Here is an 18,471-nt window from a genome sequence, read left to right as displayed (position 1 = left end):
TTAAAAAGCATTTTTTTTTAGCAATTGTAAAGTAAAATTCTTCTTGAAATAAAACGCTCTTGGAGAAGTTAATGATATTCTCCCTATTTGATCAACACATTTAGTTAAAATATTTTTTTTGCATTTCTTTTTAATTTGAAGTATAAATCCATGCTGAGACCTAATATTCTCTATTTTTCCTGAAATTATTAAATCCATAAAATCTTCCCAATCTTGTTTCAAAAGATAACTTTCACTTTTATTTGGAGTCCAAATAAAAGCATTTCCGATTGTTTTTTTGAAAAATGAATTACTTCGATTACCTTTAATAGGAATCCACAAAATTTTTTTTATTTTTCGAAAAAAGTACGATTCTTTCCATGTAAGACCAACATTTTTCAACAAGGGTACATAACAAATAAAAGTATTTTCTAATGGATAACCTTTACAACATATAGGAATCGTTTTTAATTCTATATTTAATTTAGGAAAATCTGGTCCAATTTTGTTATTAATATCTGAACCTAAAATAAATTCTATTAGTGTTCCTATAAATCCCTTATTATAATTCAAATTTTGAGGTAATGGCCAAGATACAGAATTTGCTAATTCTTCAATGCTATATCCGTTTAATCCTAAAGCGTTTATTAACAATGTTTCTTCTTGAGAAAAAATATTTAAACTTTTCATAAATAAAATTTACTAATAATAAAAAAACTACTTTCCAATACAAAAATTAGAAAAAATATTAGACAATAATTCATCCGAAGTAAAAGAACCTACAATACTATTCAATTCATTTTGACAAATGCGCATATCTTCTGCTAACAATTCAATATTAACACTTTTTTTCCACTCTTTTTTACTGAACTCCATACAATATAAAACTTTCTCTAAAATATTTATATGACGTTGTCTAGCTAAAAATATACCTTCGTTACTATTAATTGAATTTTTTAACATGAAATTTTTATGTAAATGCTCTCGCAAAGTTTTAATACCTTCACCAGTTTGAGCTGAAACACAAAAATAATTGTTTTCTTTAAAATGATCTACATTAACTTTAAATTTTTTGAGATCTAATTTATTAAATACAATAGTAATATTAGCATTTTTTGAACATGATTTAACAAAATTGTTGTAACTCTCAATTTGGTTATAAAAACCATGAGAACCATCAATAACAAACAATATGTGATCAGCTAAATTAATTTCCTTCCAAGCAAATTTTATTCCAATACGTTCAATTACATCATTAGTAGATCGCAAACCAGCTGTGTCCACAAGGTTAAAAAGAATTCCTTTTATACTTATACATTCATAAATAACATCACGAGTAGTACCAGAGATATTAGTTACTATAGAACGGTTAGTATGCGATAAAGCGTTTAACAAACTTGATTTTCCAGAATTAGGAATACCACATATGACAACTTTTACCCCATCACGTAAAATGTTCCCTTGAATAGATATACGAAAGACATTTTTTAAAAGAATAATAATCTCATCAATTTTCCCTAAAATATCATCTTCACAGTTTAAATTTGTTTCATCTTCAGAGAAATTGATTAGTGTTTCTAAAATTGTTCTAAATTGAATAACTTTTTTAACTATTTTTTTTATATATGAAGAAAATAATCCTTGTAATGATTGCAATGCAGCTCGAACTGCTTTTTCAGAAGTTGAGTTTATTAAATCAACAATAGATTCAGCCTGTACCAAATCTATTTTTCCATTTAAAAAAGCTCGTTCAGAAAATTCTCCCGGATTAGCTAAACGAATATTAGGAATTGAAAGTATATTAGAAATTAAAAAGTTTATTATAACGGGATTTCCATGTCCTTGTAATTCTAGTACGTCTTCTCCAGTAAAAGAAAAAGGGCTAGGAAACCATAGTGCAATTCCATGATCTATAATTGTACCTCGATTATCAAGAAATGGTAAATAATCAGCATATCTAGGCTGAGGAATTTTGTTTAAAATTTTTATAGAAGCAATAGATGCCAATGATCCAGAAACTCTAATTATTCCAATATTACATCGCATTTCTGGTGTTACTCTTGACACGATTGTATCGTTTTTACAATTCATATTTAAAAAAACGTTCCTTTAAAAACTGAAAAATTATTTAAAATTTCTTATAGCACTAAACTTTTTAAATTAAATATATTTAAAAATTTATTTCTAAAACCTAAAACGTCAATTAGAAATAAATTTTTGTTGGATAATTGTTACTAAATTACTAATAGTGTAATACAATACTAATCCAGATGGAAACCACAAAAAAAACATCGTAAATATTATTGGAATAATATACATAATTCTCTTTTGAATAGGATCTGATACATTGTTAGAAGTCATATTTTGAACAAAAAACATCGTAAATCCCATTAAAATTGGTAGTACATAGTATGGATCTGAATCCGATAGATCTTTAATCCAAAAAATGAACGGTGCATGACGTAACTCTACTGAACTAATTAACATGTAATATAATGCTAAAAAAATAGGCATTTGTATTAACAGCGGAAAACAACCACCTAAAGGATTTATCTTTTCATTTTTGTACAAAATTAACATCTCTTCATTTATTTTTTGTTTATTCTCTTTATGAATCCGTTTTATTGTTTCTATTTTTGGTTGTAACATTTTCATCTTAGACATCATTTTATATTGAGATTTAGTCAATGGATACATTGCTACTCTCATAATAAAAGTGATCAAAATAATTGATAAACCCCAGTTACCAACAATGTTATATAAAAATTTTAATAACTTGAAAAAAGGCTGAGAAAGAAACCATAACCACCCATAATCAACAGTTAGATCTAAATTAGGAGCTAATAAAGCCATTTTATCTTGTATTTCAGGACCTATCCATAATTTTGAACCAAATGTTACTTTACTATTTGGATCTATATTTATTTTATCAGAATAAAATCCAATTTCAGCTGTGTTGTTATCAATCTTGTTAGTATAAAAAGTATTTATTTGAGTACCATCAGGAATCCATGCTGCCACAAAATATTTCTGTAACATGGCTATCCAACCTTGGTGAGTAACAATGTTTAATTTTTTTTTATTTAAAATAGAATCAAAGTGATATTTTTCATATTTATTACTATCTGTAGAATAAGCTGCACCTCGAAAAGTTTGCAAAGAAAAACTTTCAATCTTGCTATTTTTGTCAATAGGCGCAACAACAGTTTGTCTTAGTCCACCATACATAGACATTTCTAAATTTTTATTGGTTTTATTGTATATTGTATATTTAACTTGTAAATCATATGATCCAGATTTAACTATAAATGTCTTAACATAAGTAATTCCACTTCTAGATGTCCAAATTAATGGTATTTTAAGTTCTTTTTCATTTTCTTTTAATATAAAATTTTGATGTTGAGTTTTGTAAATAGGTCTTTTGTCAATGGTCCAATTTTCTAAACCATCTTTACCTATTAACCCACTCCTTGTTTGATACAAAAAGTCTTTTTTGGTATCCAAAAATATTAATGGTTTTGAAGAATTCAATTTGTTGCGAAATTTTAACAGTTTAACTTGTTCTATATCTCCACCTTTCAAATTAACTTTAATCAAAAAAACGTCAGTTTTAATTGAAATAATATTTGGATTATGACTTTTTTCTAAATCAACATTATAATTCTGATATAATACTTGATTTGTACGAACGTCAGTAATAAGTTCCCAAGTTTTCCAAACTAAAAATGAAATAAAAAAAAGCCCAAAAACTAAAAAGCTGCGTTTTAAATCCATATTTAATATTCTCTTATACCTCTAACTTTTTTTTTTAAAACTATCATCATATCCACCAGGATGAAAAGGATGACATTTTAATATTCTTTTAATTATCAAAAAAAAACCATATATCAACCCAAAATTTTTTAATGCAGATAAAGCATAATATGAACAAGTAGGATAAAAACGACAACGAGGAAGAAACAAAATACTAATAAATCGTCGATAAAATACGATAATTAAAATAACACATCGTGTAGCTATTGATAATAATAAACCCATAATTCTCCTAATTTCTTTGCTAATAATTTACTATCTATGCTCAAAGAACATGTATTTACAACTACTACAAAATCTGAATTAATCAACTTTTTATGAACTAATCTAAAGCTTTCTCTAATTACTCGTTTTATTTTATTCCTTTTACATGAATTTTTAATTTTTTTTTTCGATATGCTTATTCCTAAGCGTGAAAACATCAAAAAGTTCTTTCGTTCTAAAATAATTAATTCTTTACACTGAACTTTATTTGCTTGATTAAAAACATATTTAAAATGTAAAGAAGTTAATAACTTCATTTTTTTTAAAAAAACATAGTACATGTATTTATTTAAAAGAAGATACTGTTAAGTGCATTCTAAATTTAGATCGTCTACGAGACAATATATGACGACCATTCTTTGTACTCATGCGAGCTCTAAAACCATGAGACCTATTTCTTTTTAATACAGAAGGTTGAAAAGTACGTTTCATCTTAATAATATCCTATAACTTTATAAATATTTGACATCTTATTTCTGAAAATTTATAATTTAAAATATTAGGTTTTTGAAATAATTTAAAAATTATGTATTGCATTTTAAAAAATGTAGGAAAAAATATACTATCCCTCACTATTTATAATATATAAAAACTTTTAAAAAGGTTAAAATTTTTCATATATTACTCTACATATATTTAAAAAAACAATGCAAAATTACTACAAATTAACGTATCTTTTAAATTCACTATTTATAAAAAAATTCATTTTTTTAAAAACACCTTTTAAGTTTAAACACTTATAAAAATTTTTAAAAATAATAAACATTTTGTTATTTTAAACTATTTTTAAGAATATTTTTAGTAATAAATACTACATCAAATAATAAAGTATTTTCTAAAAAAAATAAAACCTTTAATATTCAAATATAGTTTTTAAATTTTGAAAAATTTAAAAACTATTATTGATAGTATATATAAAAAAAACTAGTTATTAACACAAATTTACATCAATTCATGAAAAACTTTACATGAAAATGAAATTTCATGTTTTCATTAAATAAATATTATATTACATAACCTAAACATTTTATAAAAATTAACAATTACTAAAAAAATAAAATAATATTAAAATTTAAAAATTAAATACAAAAACTAATTTTTAGAAAATCATTCAAATAAAAATTATTATTTAGAATGCTTCAAAACAATCTTTGTCGTACAAAATTCATCATTTATATTTTATTTAACGTTAAGCATATATCAAAAAAATAAAATCATACTACATATTAAATATTTTCAAAAAATAATACAATTTTTAAAAAATTATATTTTAAGAATGAATTAATTAAACTCACTTTAAACATTATCTCAAGACATCAATGAAATTCGAAATAACTAAAAAAAATCTTTTATACTCTTTACAAAAAATACATGGTTTAGTAATAAAAAACATTTCATACCCTATACTCGAAAATATTTTAATAGAAATAAATAATGGCCTATTGTATCTAACTGCTACTAATTTAGAATTGGAAATTCAAGTAAAAACGTCTAAAATTTCTTTATACGAATCAGGAACCACAACAGTATCTGGAAAAAAAATATTATCTATATGTCGCAAACTACCCGATGATACTAATATCACTATAATATTGAAAAAAAGTAAATTAAAAATTTTTTCAAAAAATAGTCATTACTCATTACAAACATTACCTTCCATTAATTTTCCTAACTTTAAAAAAACTAAACACCAAATTAAATTTTCTATCACACAAACAGCGCTTAAAAACATAATCTTTTTTACCCAATTTTCTATGGCTATTCAAGATTTGCGATATTTTCTCAATGGTTTACATCTCGAAATAAAAAATAGACATTTGTATGCAATCGCTACCGATGGTTATCGTATGGCTATATCTAAAACACCATTAGAACATCCTTACCAATACCATTCTGTAATATTACCGAGAAAAGGAATAATTGAATTACTAAAATTATTAGACAATTCATCAACACTTGCTTCTATAGAAATAAATAGTAACTATTTCCAAATTTGTATAGATAATGTTACTTTTACTAGTAAAATTATTGATGCAAAGTTTCCAAAATATGCATCTATTATAACTAAACGTTTTAAAAAAAAAGTTATTATAAATGTACTTTTATTTAAGCAAGCATTATCAAGAATCATAATTCTATCAAATGAATTATTTCAAGGTATTCTAATAAAAAATGACAAAAAAAAATTAAGAATAACAACTAGTAATCAATACGATGAAAAAGCATGTGAAATTTTAGAAATAATTTACATCAACTCTGATATTGAAATATCCATTAATGCAAATTACATGCTAGACATCTTAAATGTAATCAAACAAAATGAAATTTGCTTATGGATTGATAACTTTAATGCTAGCATACAAATTCGATACAACTATTGTGAAAACAAGTGTGACTACAAATCTATATATGTTTTAATGCCATTACAAACATAAAAAATAGAATACTTAACACGTTTAAAATTTTTGTATAATGTATACATTTTAACTTCATAGTATGTATATTACATATTAAATCAAATTTTTTTTTAAATAAAAATTTACAAAAACCATCTTAAAAAATATAAAATGAAAAGTTTTAATATAACTAATAAAATTTTGAACATTAACATCTATTCATAAGGTTACTAAAAAATAACTATGTCAAGTTCTTACAACTCATTAAACATAAAAATCTTAAAAGGTTTAGATGCAGTTCGAAAACGTCCAGGAATGTATATAGGAAATACAGACGATGGAACTGGTTTACATCATATGGTCTTTGAAATAGTTGATAATTCGATTGATGAAGCACTAGCAGGTTTTTGTAAAAACATTACTGTTACTATGCACAATGACAATTCTATATCTGTACAAGATAACGGAAGAGGCATTCCTACTGATATTCATAATGAAGAAGGAATATCTGCAGCAGAAGTAATCATGACTGTTCTTCATGCTGGAGGGAAATTCGATAATAATTCTTATAAAATTTCTGGAGGACTACATGGTGTAGGAATTTCAGTAGTTAATGCTCTTTCTGAAAAACTAAAATTAAACATTTATCGAGATAAAAAGATATATCAACAAATTTATCATAATGGAAATCCCCAAAATCCATTAACTATTATAGGGAAAACTAAATTAAATGGAACAAAAATACAATTTTGGCCAAATTTAACTACTTTTACAAACATTACTAAATTTAGTTTTGATATTTTATCTAAAAGATTACGAGAATTATCATTTTTAAATTCTCAAGTTTCAATAAATTTATGTGATTTAATTAACAATGTTAATGAAAGTTATCATCATCAAGGAGGACTAAAAGAGTTTATTAAATTTTTAAATAAACAAAGAAAACCAATTCACTCTAAAATATTCTACTTTTCATCTGAAAAAGATAATATTGGAGTAGAAATCGCTATGCAATGGAACAATAAATTTAAAGAAAATATACATTGTTTTACTAACAACATCCCACAACAAGATGGCGGTACACATCTATCTGGTTTCCGATCAGCATTAACAAGAACAATACACAATTACATAGACAAAGAAGGATACACAAAAAAAAACAAAATAAACATTATAGGAGAAGATTCAAGAGAGGGATTGGTAGCAATCATATCAATTAAAATTAGTGATCCAAAATTTTCTTCTCAGACTAAAAATAAGTTAGTTTCATCAGAAGTAAAATCAGTAATAGAATCTCTAGTAATAGAAAATTTTTCAGGATTTCTTTTAGAAAATCCACACGATGCTAAAAACATCATTACAAAAATTTTAGAATCGGCTCGAGCAAGAAATGCAGCACGCCGTGCTAGAGAAATAACTAGAAAAAAAGTTTTTTCAGATTTAACAACTTTACCAGGAAAATTAGCTGATTGCCAAGAAAAAGATCCAACTTTATCAGAAATTTATTTAGTAGAAGGAGATTCTGCAGGAGGATCTGCAAAACAAGCTAGAAATAGAAAAAATCAAGCAATTTTACCTCTTAAAGGTAAAATTTTAAATGTAGAAAAAGCAAAATTTGAAAAGATGTTATCTTCTCAAGAAGTGACTGCACTAATAACAGCTTTAGGATGTGGAATAGGTAATACTGAATACAACCCAGAAAAATTAAGATATCACCGCATTATTATCATGACCGACGCCGATGTAGATGGATCTCATATTAGAACTCTATTATTAACATTCTTTTATCGTTATATGCCTGAAATTATTAAAAAAGGATATTTATATATTGCTCAACCTCCATTGTACAAAATACAAAAAGAAAAAAAAGATAAATATATTAAAGATGACACCGAAATGGAAAAATACAAAATAAAATTAATTTTAGAGGGAGCATCATTAGAGTCTATTAATAGCAAAGATATAATCTTAAATTCTACTAAAGAGCTAAAAAAACTCTTATCTCGATACTATTTTGTTCAATTAATAATTAATAAAATGATTCACAATTTTCCAGTTTTTATATTAAATGAATTACTTTATCATCCTAAATTAAATCAACTGAATGAAAAAGATTACTTAAAAAATTGGACAAAAAACTTTATAATAAGTTTAAATTTAAAAAAAAATGATAGTTCTCATTATTCTTTTGAAATTAAAAATGATACCAAAGAAAAAACTTACAAATTGGTTATCATAGAAATTAAAAATGGAGAAAAAAAAGAATATGTTTTTGAAAATACATTTGTAAATAGTTATGAATATCAAAAAATTTGTTTATTAGGAGAAAAAATACAAGAATTAATAAAAAATAAAATATGTATAAAACGCGATAAAAAGTATTACTCAATTAAAAACCTTAAAAAAACTTTAAAAAAGTTAACTAACGATTCTTTAAAAAATGTACTTATTCAAAGATATAAAGGATTAGGAGAAATGAATCCAAATCAATTATGGAAAACTACAATGAATCCTGATACAAGACGCATGTTGAACGTTACTATCAATAATTTCGAACATACTAATAAGTTATTTAGTACTTTGATGGGTGATTCTGTAGAACCTAGAAAACTGTTTATAGAGTTACACGCATTGAAAGCAAAAAATATTGATACATAAAAAACAAAATCATAATTTGAAATTTATACAATATTTTAAAAAATTATTTAAAATTTAGCTATTAAACATGCGACAGGAATAATCACATATTATATTCTCTGCCGCTAAGTTATATATAATTATTTTTAATAAAAATTATTTTAAACCTAAGCAGATATTCTTATCAATTTTTCACGTATATTTCGAAATTCATTACAAAGTTCTGTTAATAATTGCGATTTATTAATTATAAAACTATTCTTTATCGCATTCTTTATATTATGTTCTTCTTGAACAATGGATGATTCATCTAATTTTTTAATACGAATAGCAATTTTAGTTATAATATTTACGACATCAGGTTGTATTTCTATTATTCCACCTGATAAGTAAATATATTTCTTTCTATTATCATTATTTATATAACAAATAATTCCTGGTTTAAGAAACGACAACAATTGCAAATGTCCTGGGTAAATACCTAGCTGTCCTTTATCTCCTGAAACTTGAATTTTATTTATTAATTCCGAACATACAAAATTTTCAGAACTCACTATATTTAAATGAAAATTCATAATTTATATCCAATTTACAGTTTTTTTGATTTTTCTATAACTTCATCAATAGAACCCACCATATAGAATGCTTGTTCTGGATAATCATCTAACTTACCAGATAAAATGTCTTTAAAACCACTAATTGTATCTTCTAAAGATACATATTTTCCTGAAATACCAGTAAAAATTTCTGCTACAAAAAATGGTTGTGATAAAAATTTTTGAATTTTTCGAGCTCGCGAAACTAATAATTTATCGCTTTCAGACAATTCGTCCATACCTAATATAGTTATTATGTCTTTTAATTCCTGATATCTTTGTAAAATAAATTGAACATTTGAAGCAACATCATAATGATCTTGTCCCACAATTTGTGGATTTAATTGTCTACTTGTAGAATTTAAAGGATCAATAGAAGGATATATTCCTAATGATGCAATTTGACGACTAAGTGTTATAGTTGAATCCAAGTGTACAAATGTAGTAGCCGGAGAAGGATCTGTTAAATCATCTGCAGGAACATATATAGCTTGTACCGAAGTAATAGATCCTAATTTTGTTGAAGTGATTCGTTCTTGTAATAAACCCATTTCCTCTGATAACGTAGGTTGATACCCAACAGCAGAAGGAATACGTCCTAACAATGCTGATACTTCTGTTCCAGCTAAAGTATAACGATAAATATTGTCAATAAATAACAAAACATCTTTTCCTTCATCTCTAAATTTTTCTGCTATAGTCAAACCAGTAAAAGCTACTCGAAACCTATTTCCAGGAGGTTCATTCATTTGACCATACACTAAAGCAACTTTTTCTAATACATTAGAATCTTTCATTTCGTGATAAAAATCACTGCCTTCTCTTATTCTTTCCCCTACACCGGTAAAAACTGAATACCCTTGATGTTTCAAAGCAATATTTCTAATCAATTCCATCATATTTACTGTTTTTCCTACTCCAGCACCTCCAAATAAACCAATTTTCCCTCCTTTTGAAAAAGGACAAATTAAATCAATTACTTTAATCCCTGTTTCTAAAATAGTACAAGAATTTAACTGTTCTTCATATCCTGGTGCTGATCGATGAATTTCCCGGTGTTCTATCTTACTTCCATCTTTATTATTTAAAGGACCTTTCATGTCTATAGGACAACCTAATACATTTACAATGCGACCTAACGTCGATATTCCTACAGGAACTTTTATACCATGTCCTAAATCTAAAACTGATAAACCTCTTGACAATCCATCAGATGCTCCCATAGCAATGGTTCTGACAACACCTGATCCCAGCTGCTGCTGTACTTCTAAAATTATCTTTTGGTTTCGATTTTGAACAGATAATGCATTATATATTTTTGGAACCGAATTATAAGGAAATTCAACATCAATAACAGCTCCAATAATTTGAACTATCTTTCCAAGAGCCATTCTAAAATATACTCCTTATTATGTATTAATATAATGAAACCGCATTAGCACCTGAAATAATTTCAGTTAATTCTTGAGTAATATTATCTTGACGTGCTTTGTTATAAAGAATACGTAATTTTTTGATTAGATCTTCACTATTATCTGTTGCTTGTTTCATTGATATCATACGAGAAGCTTGTTCACATGTACAATTTTCTAAAATACTTTGATATATTTGGGATTCTATATAGTCATTTAATAATGTGTCAAGTAAGATTCCTGAATTAGATTCATATATATAATCCCAATGTGAATTTTTATTTCCTTTAAAAATTTTCTTTGACAAAGGCAACAATTGCATAATTACAGGGATATAAACTAAAGTATTTTTAAATTGATTATATGATAAAAACAATTTATCAATTTTTTGAGTATTGTAATATTCTAAAGAAGAATGTATAAAATTTAAACAATCGAAAAAAGTATAATTTTTTGTTATTATTTTTTCATAATACGTAATGTCATATATAGATGATTTAAAATAAGACACTCCTTTAGATCCAAGAATAAATAAACTGCTCATAACATTTTTGTTTTTGTAGATACTAATTAATTGTATAATTTTTTTAAATAATGAAATATTTAAACTGCCACATAAACCACGATCCGTTGAAATAACAATAATTCCAATTTTTTTTGTTTTTCTATTGTTTAAGTATAAATGTCTATATTTAATATGATTATATAAAATATGACTTATTATTGTTTTAATAATATCTAAATATGGTTTCCTGGATTTCATCTTAATTTCTGATTTTTTCATTTTAGCAATAGAAACCATCTCCATTGCTTTTGTAATTTTTTTTGTATTACTTATACAATTAATTTTATTTTTGATTTCTTTTTTTTCAGACATGCTTGACCTTAATAACTATTAAAAATTCACTATAAAACTACCAATATTGAGACGATTTAAAAGATTTAATTATAGTGATAATCTTTTGATTAATGATTTCATTAAAATCACCATTAACATTTACATCCTTCATGAAATCAGAAAACTTTTCGTTGGCAAAAGAAATCAATGATTGTTCAAAACTTTTTATTTTTTCTATTTTAACATCATTTATAAAACCTTGATCAGCAGAATAAAGAATTAATGCTTGTTCTGCAACTGACATAGATTGATATTGCTGTTGTTTCAAGATTTCAATCAATTTCTTACCATAAATTAGTTGATTTCGAGTTAATTCGTCTAAATCAGATGAAAATTGTGAAAAAGCCGAAAGTTCTTGATATTGAGCTAACGCTGTACGAATTCCAGAAGATACTTTTTTAATAATTTCACATTGTGCAGCGCTACCGACACGAGATACTGAAATTCCGGGATTAATAGCTGGTCGAATTCCAGAATTAAATAAATTCGATTCTAAAAATAATTGCCCATCAGTAATAGAAATGACATTAGTAGGTATAAACGAAGAAACATCTCCATCTTGAGTTTCAATAATCGGTAATGCTGTTAATGAGCCTGTTTTATTTTTTTCTTTTACTTTCATAATTGTATTCAAATACGTATTATTTACCCTACATGCTCGTTCTAATAGTCGAGAATGAAGATAAAAAATATCACCAGGAAACGCTTCCCGACCCGGAGGTCTTCTCAATAATAATGAAATTTGTCTATATGCAATTGCGTGTTTTGACAAATCGTCATAGACAATTAAAGCATCTTCTCCACGGTCTCTAAAATATTCTCCCATAGTACATCCAGAATATGGAACAAGATATTGCAAAGAAGCTGCTTCGGAAGCAGATGCTACAACTATAATTGTATGATTTAATGCATCATAATCTTCTAACTTTTTAACTATATGAGATATAGTAGAAAATTTTTGTCCTATAGCAACATAAATGCATTTTATGTTAAAAAATTTTTGATTAATAATTGTATCAATAGCTAATGTAGTTTTTCCAGTTTGACGATCTCCTATAATTAACTCACGTTGACCTCTTCCTATAGGAATCATTGCGTCAATTGATTTATAACCTGTTTGTAACGGTTGATTTATTTTTTCTCTATCAATAACACTAGGAGATAAAGATTCCACAGGCAAAAATTTTTCTTCTTGAATGGGTCCTTTCCCATCAATAGGAAACCCTAATGCGTTAATTACACGCCCTAAAAAACAAGATCCTACTGGTACTTCAAAAACACGACCAGTACATCGAACTATAGATCCTTCAGAAATATATCTATACTCACCCATTACTATTGCACTTACAGAATTTCTTTCTAAATTTAATGCAATAGCATATTTATTATCAGATAATAAAAGCATTTCTCCTTGCATAACATTAGACAAACCATAAATTCTTATAATTCCATCACTAATTGAAGTAATTATGCCTTCATTATAAGTATCACTAGAAATATTAAATTCAGCTATTCTTTTTTTTATTAGCTCACTAATTTCATTAGCATTTAATTGCATACTGTATTCTCTTAATGTTGTAAAAAACGTAATAAATTTTGTAATTGAGATTGAATAGATAAATCAATAACTATATTATTAAACTTGATTATTAAACCATCTATTAAATTCTCATTAACTTCAGATTCTACTTTAACATTTTTTAATAAACATTTTTTTAATATTTTATTAATACAATTTAAATGTTTTTTTTGCAAAGGATAAGCAGAAATAATTGTTACGCACACAATATTTTTATAATTATTTCTTAACTTAATAAATTCTAAATATATTTTTTCTAATAATATTAGACGTCTATTTTGTACTAAAATTTTAATCAAATTTTTCCCATATTTATTTATTTTATTACCACAAACAGAAATAAAAAAATCAGATAATTGTTGAAAAAATGACATTCCTAAAATTATTTTTTTTACTTCCTGATTTTTAGATACATTTACCATATGTGCTAACATATTTTTCCAAATATCTAAAGATCGATGATAAATAGCAAATTCATAAATTGCTTTAGCATATGGAATAGCAATTTCTTCAAATTTTGTCATGAATTATTTTATCCTTTTATAATTTACAAGATAAACTATTAATAATATTTTCCATAATTTCACCATTATTTTTATTTCTTATTATTTTTTCAGCAACACTAAGAGAAATTTGACTAATTTCTTTAACTAATTGACATTTTAATTTTTGGTATTCTAATTCAATTTCTAATTTCGTTTGATTCAATATTTTTTCTTTCTCTTGCTGTGCTTCAAAATAGGCTTTTTGAAGAATCAAAATTTTTTTTTGCATTGCTTGATTCATCATTTCATTAATATCTTTTTTCATATTCTTTGTTTCATTCAGTATTTTTTCTCGGTAAGAATCTAAATCTTTCTTGCCATTTTCAATGTTTAATAAAGAACTAGATATTTCATTTTGTCTAGTATTTATTGCCAACATAATAGAAGGCCATATATACTTCATACAAAAAAAAGTAAATAACAAAAATGAAACAGCTTGACCTAAAATAGTAGCATTAAGACTCATAATTTTCCTATTTATAAAAAGTATACATCTTTACGTTATTCACATAGATAACGTAAAGAATGATATATAAAAAATGAGAAATAAATTAGTTTTAAATATGTAAAATTTTATATTGCTGTAAATAATATATATAAACTTAATCCTACGGCAATCATAGGAATCGCATCTACTAACCCCATAATTACAAAAAATTGTGTACGTAATAATGGTACTAAATCTGGTTGTCGAGCTGCTCCTTCTAAAAATTTGCTACCGAGTATTCCAATCCCAATAGCTGCACCTATTGCAGCTAAACCTATCATTATAGCAACTGACATATAAAGCATATCTGAATTTATACTTTGCATATTAGCTTCCTTTTTTGAACTCAGTTAAAATGTTGTATTAATGTTTTTCAGTAATTAAAGACAAATATACTATTGTTAACGTCATAAATATAAAAGATTGTAATAAAATGATTAAAATATGAAATATAGCCCAAGGAACGCTTAAAAACCATTGTAACCACCATGGTAATAATCCTGAAATTAAAATAAAAATCATTTCTCCAGAAAACATATTTCCAAATAATCTTAAACCTAAAGAAATAGGTTTAGATAGTAAACTTATGCTTTCTAATAAAAAATTAAAAATGAAAAAAAATGGATGTTGAAAAGGTTGTACTACAAAATCTTTTAAAAATTGTCTTATTCCTTTTACTTTAATACTATAATAAATAATTAAAATAAAAATTACTAAAGCCATCGAAATAGTAATATTAATATCAGTTGTTGGAACTATTCTAATTGTTGAAGTTCCAAAAAAATAATTGCATATTAAAGGAATACAATCAATTGGTAAAAGATCCATTAGATTCATTAAAAAAATCCAAGAAAAAATAGTTAACGATAAAGGTGCAATTAATTTGTTAGAATTTGAGCAAGTATCATTTACACTTTTATTTACAAAGTTAACAATTATTTCAATAGCTATTTGTAATTTATTAGGTATATGAATAGAACAATTTCGTGAAACTTTTAAAAAAAAACTTAAAAATATTAATCCTAAAATAGTAGAAAAAAACATAGAATCAATATTTATCGTCCAAAAATTATTAAAATGTTCATTTAAATTTGATATCTTAAAATTATGTAAATTTAATTGTAAATGATATAAATGATGGTGAATGTATTGTGATAAATCGAAGTTTTTTTCTGAAATCATTTCAGGTATTACCTTTTCAAATAAATTAAATATTAAAAAATTTATTTTGCAAAAACAATTAATATTTAAAATTTTATAAAATAAATAATATAACTTAATAAAGTATTCTTAAAAATATCAATTATATAATTTAATACAATAGAATTTACTAACGATAAAAAATATATAAAAACGTTTAAAAATTATACATATGAAGGTAGTATTGTGAATTTTATTGCAATGAAAATATTTCAAAACTGAACCTAATATATTTTAGAATTTATTAAATTTTTTATATTTTTCATAATAGTTTTAATACAAAAATACTAATTAAAAAAAATAAGAAGTTTTAAAATGTTTTTTGATTATAATTTTTTTTTAAATAAATTAATAAAATTGAAATGGCAGCCGGTGTAATTCCAGAAATTCTAGAAGCTTGTCCAATGGAATACGGTTTATAATAATTTAATTTCATAATTACTTCATTAGATAAACCTTTTACTTCTTGATAATTATTTATTACAGAAAGTAAAATATTTTCTTTTTTTAAATTTTGAGTAATCTCGTGTTGCTGTCGAAGTATATAACCTTTATATTTTTCTTGAATTTCTATTTGTTGAGTTGCTTCCACATCTTGTATTCCTGGTCCAAACTGTTTTAAAGACATTAAATAATTATATGTAATTTCTGGACGTTTTAACAAATCTTTTGCATTGGATTTTATATTTAAATTTATGTTTAAAAAAGTACTTAATGTATTGGCATCTTTAGAATTAGGATTTATTGTTAAACTTTTTAAACGAGTTAATTCACTTTCAATATTTTCTAACTTTTGATTAAATCGTTTCCATCTTCCTTCATCTATTAAGCCTAATTTCCGTCCTTGTTCTGTTAGACGTAAATCAGCATTATCTTCTCTTAATATTAAGCGATGTTCTGCTCTAGCAGTAAACATACGATATGGTTCTTTTGTACCTTTGGTACATAAGTCATCTATTAATACACCTATATAAGCTTCATTGCGTTTAGGAAACCATTCATTTTTATTTAAAGTACATAACGATGCATTTATTCCAGCCAGTAGCCCTTGAGAAGCAGCTTCTTCATAGCCTGTGGTACCATTAATTTGACCAGCTAAAAATAAACCCGATATAAATTTACTTTCCAAAGTTAATTTTAAATGTCGTGGATCAAAATAATCATATTCAACAGCATATCCAGGACGAATAATTTTAGCTTTTTCTAAACCTTGAATCGATCTGATCATTTTCTTTTGAATTTTTTCAGGTAAACTAGTAGAAACTCCATTAGGATATATTTCAATTCCAGATAAACCACCTGGTTCTAAAAATATCTGATGAGAAAGTTTGTCAGAAAAACGTATGATTTTGTCTTCAATAGAAGGACAATAACGAGGGCCTATTCCTTTTAATATGCCTGAATATATCGCACTAAATTTAAGATTATCTTTTATAATAGAATGAGTTTTACTATTAGTATGCGTAATATAACAAGGAATTTGTTTTGGATGATCTAAAATATTTCCTGTAAAAGAAAATACTGGTAAAGGACTATCGCTATGTTGGGATTGTAACAACTCAAAGTTAATGGTCCTTTTATCTAATCGTGGAGGTGTTCCTGTTTTCAGTCGTGACACATTTATAGGCAATTCGCGTAATCGATTTGCTAAATGGATTGAAGCATTATCATCTATTCTGCCACCCTCGAAACTTTCTAAACCAATATAAATTTTTCCACCTAAAAATGTTCCAGTAGTTAATACTACTGTTTGAGATAAAAATTGTGTTCCATCACACATAATAATTCCTTTTGAACAATAATTTTTAATAATAAGATCTTTTACTTCTCCTTCTAATAAAAATATTTTTTTTTGAGATTTAATAATATCTTTTATATTTTGACTATAAATTTTTCTATCTACTTGTGCTCTAGTAGAACGAACGGCTGGACCTTTTCTAGAGTTTAATATTCTAAATTGAATACCTGATTTGTCGGAAGCTTTTGCCATAACGCCACCGAGAGCATCAATTTCTTTTACCAATTGGCTTTTTCCAATTCCTCCAATAGCTGGATTGCAAGATAAAGCGCCAATAGTATCTAATTTTTGTGTTATTAATAATGTTGAAATTCCCATTCTAGAAGACGCTAATGCTGCTTCAGTTCCTGCATGACCTCCACCTATTATTATAACTTCAAATTTTTTTTTAAATAACATTGATTATACTTAATTAAAATATTTTAATGCAATATTACATTAATAAATATATATATACAAATATATATATATATATATATACAAATATATATATATATACAAATATATATATATACAAATATATATATATATATAAATATATAATATAATATATATATATATATATATATATATAAATATATATATATATATATAAATATATATATATATATAATATATATATATATAATATATATATATATATAATATATATATAATATATATATATATATATATATATATATATATATTATATAATATATATATTATATATATATAAATATATATATATATATATATAATATATATATATATATATAATATATATATATATTTTATGCATCTAAAAAACATTTTTAAATTTCTTGCAATTTCTAAAATGTATTAATAATATATAGTCTTACTAAAATTTTATAAGATTGCTTTTGA

General features: G+C 24.8%; 17 protein-coding genes. 2 read left to right on the top strand and 15 right to left on the bottom strand.

The window, feature by feature from the left end:
• The 6 genes from mutH to rpmH form a co-directional block, all read right to left on the bottom strand.
• Complete coding sequence (gene mutH / locus XW81_RS00090; protein WP_075473741.1) at positions 1-669, bottom strand: DNA mismatch repair endonuclease MutH; 669 nt, start codon at positions 667-669, stop codon at positions 1-3.
• A 27-nt stretch (positions 670-696) separates the two neighbouring features.
• Positions 697-2,070 (bottom strand): tRNA uridine-5-carboxymethylaminomethyl(34) synthesis GTPase MnmE, encoded by a 1,374-nt coding sequence (mnmE, locus tag XW81_RS00085; RefSeq protein ID WP_075473739.1) that lies wholly within the window; start codon positions 2,068-2,070, stop codon positions 697-699.
• A 108-nt stretch (positions 2,071-2,178) separates the two neighbouring features.
• Complete coding sequence (gene yidC, locus XW81_RS00080) at positions 2,179-3,753, bottom strand: membrane protein insertase YidC (RefSeq protein ID WP_075473737.1); 1,575 nt, start codon at positions 3,751-3,753, stop codon at positions 2,179-2,181.
• A gap of 21 nt (positions 3,754-3,774) precedes the next feature.
• Complete coding sequence (gene yidD / locus XW81_RS00075) at positions 3,775-4,017, bottom strand: membrane protein insertion efficiency factor YidD (protein WP_075473735.1); 243 nt, start codon at positions 4,015-4,017, stop codon at positions 3,775-3,777.
• Positions 3,996-4,313: a ribonuclease P protein component gene (rnpA, locus tag XW81_RS00070; RefSeq protein WP_228860883.1), complete on the bottom strand. Its 318-nt coding sequence runs from the start codon at positions 4,311-4,313 to the stop codon at positions 3,996-3,998. The genes yidD and rnpA overlap by 22 nt, the downstream gene beginning before the upstream one ends.
• A 28-nt stretch (positions 4,314-4,341) precedes the next feature.
• Positions 4,342-4,488: a 50S ribosomal protein L34 gene (gene rpmH, locus XW81_RS00065; RefSeq protein ID WP_075473731.1), complete on the bottom strand. Its 147-nt coding sequence runs from the start codon at positions 4,486-4,488 to the stop codon at positions 4,342-4,344.
• An 887-nt stretch (positions 4,489-5,375) separates the two neighbouring features.
• Here rpmH and dnaN point away from each other — a divergent pair.
• A complete protein-coding gene (gene dnaN / locus XW81_RS00060) occupies positions 5,376-6,491 on the top strand; it encodes a DNA polymerase III subunit beta (RefSeq protein ID WP_075473729.1) in 1,116 nt (371 codons plus the stop codon).
• 204 nt (positions 6,492-6,695) lie between these two features.
• Complete coding sequence (gyrB, locus tag XW81_RS00055; protein WP_075473727.1) at positions 6,696-9,110, top strand: DNA topoisomerase (ATP-hydrolyzing) subunit B; 2,415 nt, start codon at positions 6,696-6,698, stop codon at positions 9,108-9,110.
• A 146-nt stretch (positions 9,111-9,256) separates the two neighbouring features.
• Here gyrB and atpC read toward each other — a convergent pair whose 3' ends face one another.
• The 9 genes from atpC to mnmG form a co-directional block, all read right to left on the bottom strand.
• Positions 9,257-9,664: an ATP synthase F1 subunit epsilon gene (gene atpC / locus XW81_RS00050; protein ID WP_075473724.1), complete on the bottom strand. Its 408-nt coding sequence runs from the start codon at positions 9,662-9,664 to the stop codon at positions 9,257-9,259.
• Positions 9,665-9,678: 14 nt separating this feature from the next.
• Positions 9,679-11,076 (bottom strand): F0F1 ATP synthase subunit beta, encoded by a 1,398-nt coding sequence (atpD, locus tag XW81_RS00045; protein ID WP_075473722.1) that lies wholly within the window; start codon positions 11,074-11,076, stop codon positions 9,679-9,681.
• A gap of 25 nt (positions 11,077-11,101) precedes the next feature.
• Positions 11,102-11,974, bottom strand: a complete 873-nt coding sequence (gene atpG, locus XW81_RS00040; RefSeq protein WP_075473720.1) for an ATP synthase F1 subunit gamma — start codon at positions 11,972-11,974, stop codon at positions 11,102-11,104.
• A gap of 37 nt (positions 11,975-12,011) precedes the next feature.
• Positions 12,012-13,553, bottom strand: coding sequence for a F0F1 ATP synthase subunit alpha (gene atpA, locus XW81_RS00035; protein ID WP_075473718.1), 1,542 nt, complete (start codon positions 13,551-13,553; stop codon positions 12,012-12,014).
• An 11-nt stretch (positions 13,554-13,564) separates the two neighbouring features.
• Entirely contained in the window at positions 13,565-14,098 is a 534-nt protein-coding gene (locus XW81_RS00030) for a F0F1 ATP synthase subunit delta (RefSeq protein ID WP_075473717.1), read from the bottom strand.
• 16 nt (positions 14,099-14,114) lie between these two features.
• Positions 14,115-14,585 carry a F0F1 ATP synthase subunit B gene (atpF, locus tag XW81_RS00025; protein WP_075473716.1) on the bottom strand — a complete coding sequence of 157 codons (471 nt, stop codon included), beginning with the start codon at positions 14,583-14,585 and terminating at the stop codon, positions 14,115-14,117.
• Between the two features lie 107 nt (positions 14,586-14,692).
• On the bottom strand, positions 14,693-14,932 hold the full coding sequence (gene atpE, locus XW81_RS00020) for a F0F1 ATP synthase subunit C (protein WP_075473715.1): 240 nt from the start codon (positions 14,930-14,932) through the stop codon (positions 14,693-14,695).
• Positions 14,933-14,969: 37 nt separating this feature from the next.
• On the bottom strand, positions 14,970-15,788 hold the full coding sequence (atpB, locus tag XW81_RS00015; RefSeq protein WP_075473714.1) for a F0F1 ATP synthase subunit A: 819 nt from the start codon (positions 15,786-15,788) through the stop codon (positions 14,970-14,972).
• 328 nt (positions 15,789-16,116) lie between these two features.
• Positions 16,117-18,003 carry a tRNA uridine-5-carboxymethylaminomethyl(34) synthesis enzyme MnmG gene (gene mnmG / locus XW81_RS00010; RefSeq protein WP_075473713.1) on the bottom strand — a complete coding sequence of 629 codons (1,887 nt, stop codon included), beginning with the start codon at positions 18,001-18,003 and terminating at the stop codon, positions 16,117-16,119.
• Positions 18,004-18,471 lie beyond the last annotated feature (468 nt).

This window comes from Buchnera aphidicola (Schlechtendalia chinensis), from assembly GCF_001648115.1.
Classification (GTDB): Bacteria; Pseudomonadota; Gammaproteobacteria; order Enterobacterales; family Enterobacteriaceae; genus Buchnera_B; species Buchnera_B aphidicola_N.
The sequence above is the reverse complement of the archived record's forward strand: the minus strand, read 5'-3'. Positions and strand labels throughout refer to the sequence as shown.

Coding starts and splice junctions, on each gene's coding strand:
- mutH (WP_075473741.1), bottom strand. CDS start 669: ATGAAAAGTTTAAATATTTTTTCTCAAGAAGAAACATTGTTAATAAAC.
- mnmE (WP_075473739.1), bottom strand. CDS start 2,070: ATGAATTGTAAAAACGATACAATCGTGTCAAGAGTAACACCAGAAATG.
- yidC (WP_075473737.1), bottom strand. CDS start 3,753: ATGGATTTAAAACGCAGCTTTTTAGTTTTTGGGCTTTTTTTTATTTCA.
- yidD (WP_075473735.1), bottom strand. CDS start 4,017: ATGGGTTTATTATTATCAATAGCTACACGATGTGTTATTTTAATTATC.
- rnpA (WP_228860883.1), bottom strand. CDS start 4,313: ATGAAGTTATTAACTTCTTTACATTTTAAATATGTTTTTAATCAAGCA.
- rpmH (WP_075473731.1), bottom strand. CDS start 4,488: ATGAAACGTACTTTTCAACCTTCTGTATTAAAAAGAAATAGGTCTCAT.
- dnaN (WP_075473729.1), top strand. CDS start 5,376: ATGAAATTCGAAATAACTAAAAAAAATCTTTTATACTCTTTACAAAAA.
- gyrB (WP_075473727.1), top strand. CDS start 6,696: ATGTCAAGTTCTTACAACTCATTAAACATAAAAATCTTAAAAGGTTTA.
- atpC (WP_075473724.1), bottom strand. CDS start 9,664: ATGAATTTTCATTTAAATATAGTGAGTTCTGAAAATTTTGTATGTTCG.
- atpD (WP_075473722.1), bottom strand. CDS start 11,076: ATGGCTCTTGGAAAGATAGTTCAAATTATTGGAGCTGTTATTGATGTT.
- atpG (WP_075473720.1), bottom strand. CDS start 11,974: ATGTCTGAAAAAAAAGAAATCAAAAATAAAATTAATTGTATAAGTAAT.
- atpA (WP_075473718.1), bottom strand. CDS start 13,553: ATGCAATTAAATGCTAATGAAATTAGTGAGCTAATAAAAAAAAGAATA.
- XW81_RS00030 (WP_075473717.1), bottom strand. CDS start 14,098: ATGACAAAATTTGAAGAAATTGCTATTCCATATGCTAAAGCAATTTAT.
- atpF (WP_075473716.1), bottom strand. CDS start 14,585: ATGAGTCTTAATGCTACTATTTTAGGTCAAGCTGTTTCATTTTTGTTA.
- atpE (WP_075473715.1), bottom strand. CDS start 14,932: ATGCAAAGTATAAATTCAGATATGCTTTATATGTCAGTTGCTATAATG.
- atpB (WP_075473714.1), bottom strand. CDS start 15,788: ATGATTTCAGAAAAAAACTTCGATTTATCACAATACATTCACCATCAT.
- mnmG (WP_075473713.1), bottom strand. CDS start 18,003: ATGTTATTTAAAAAAAAATTTGAAGTTATAATAATAGGTGGAGGTCAT.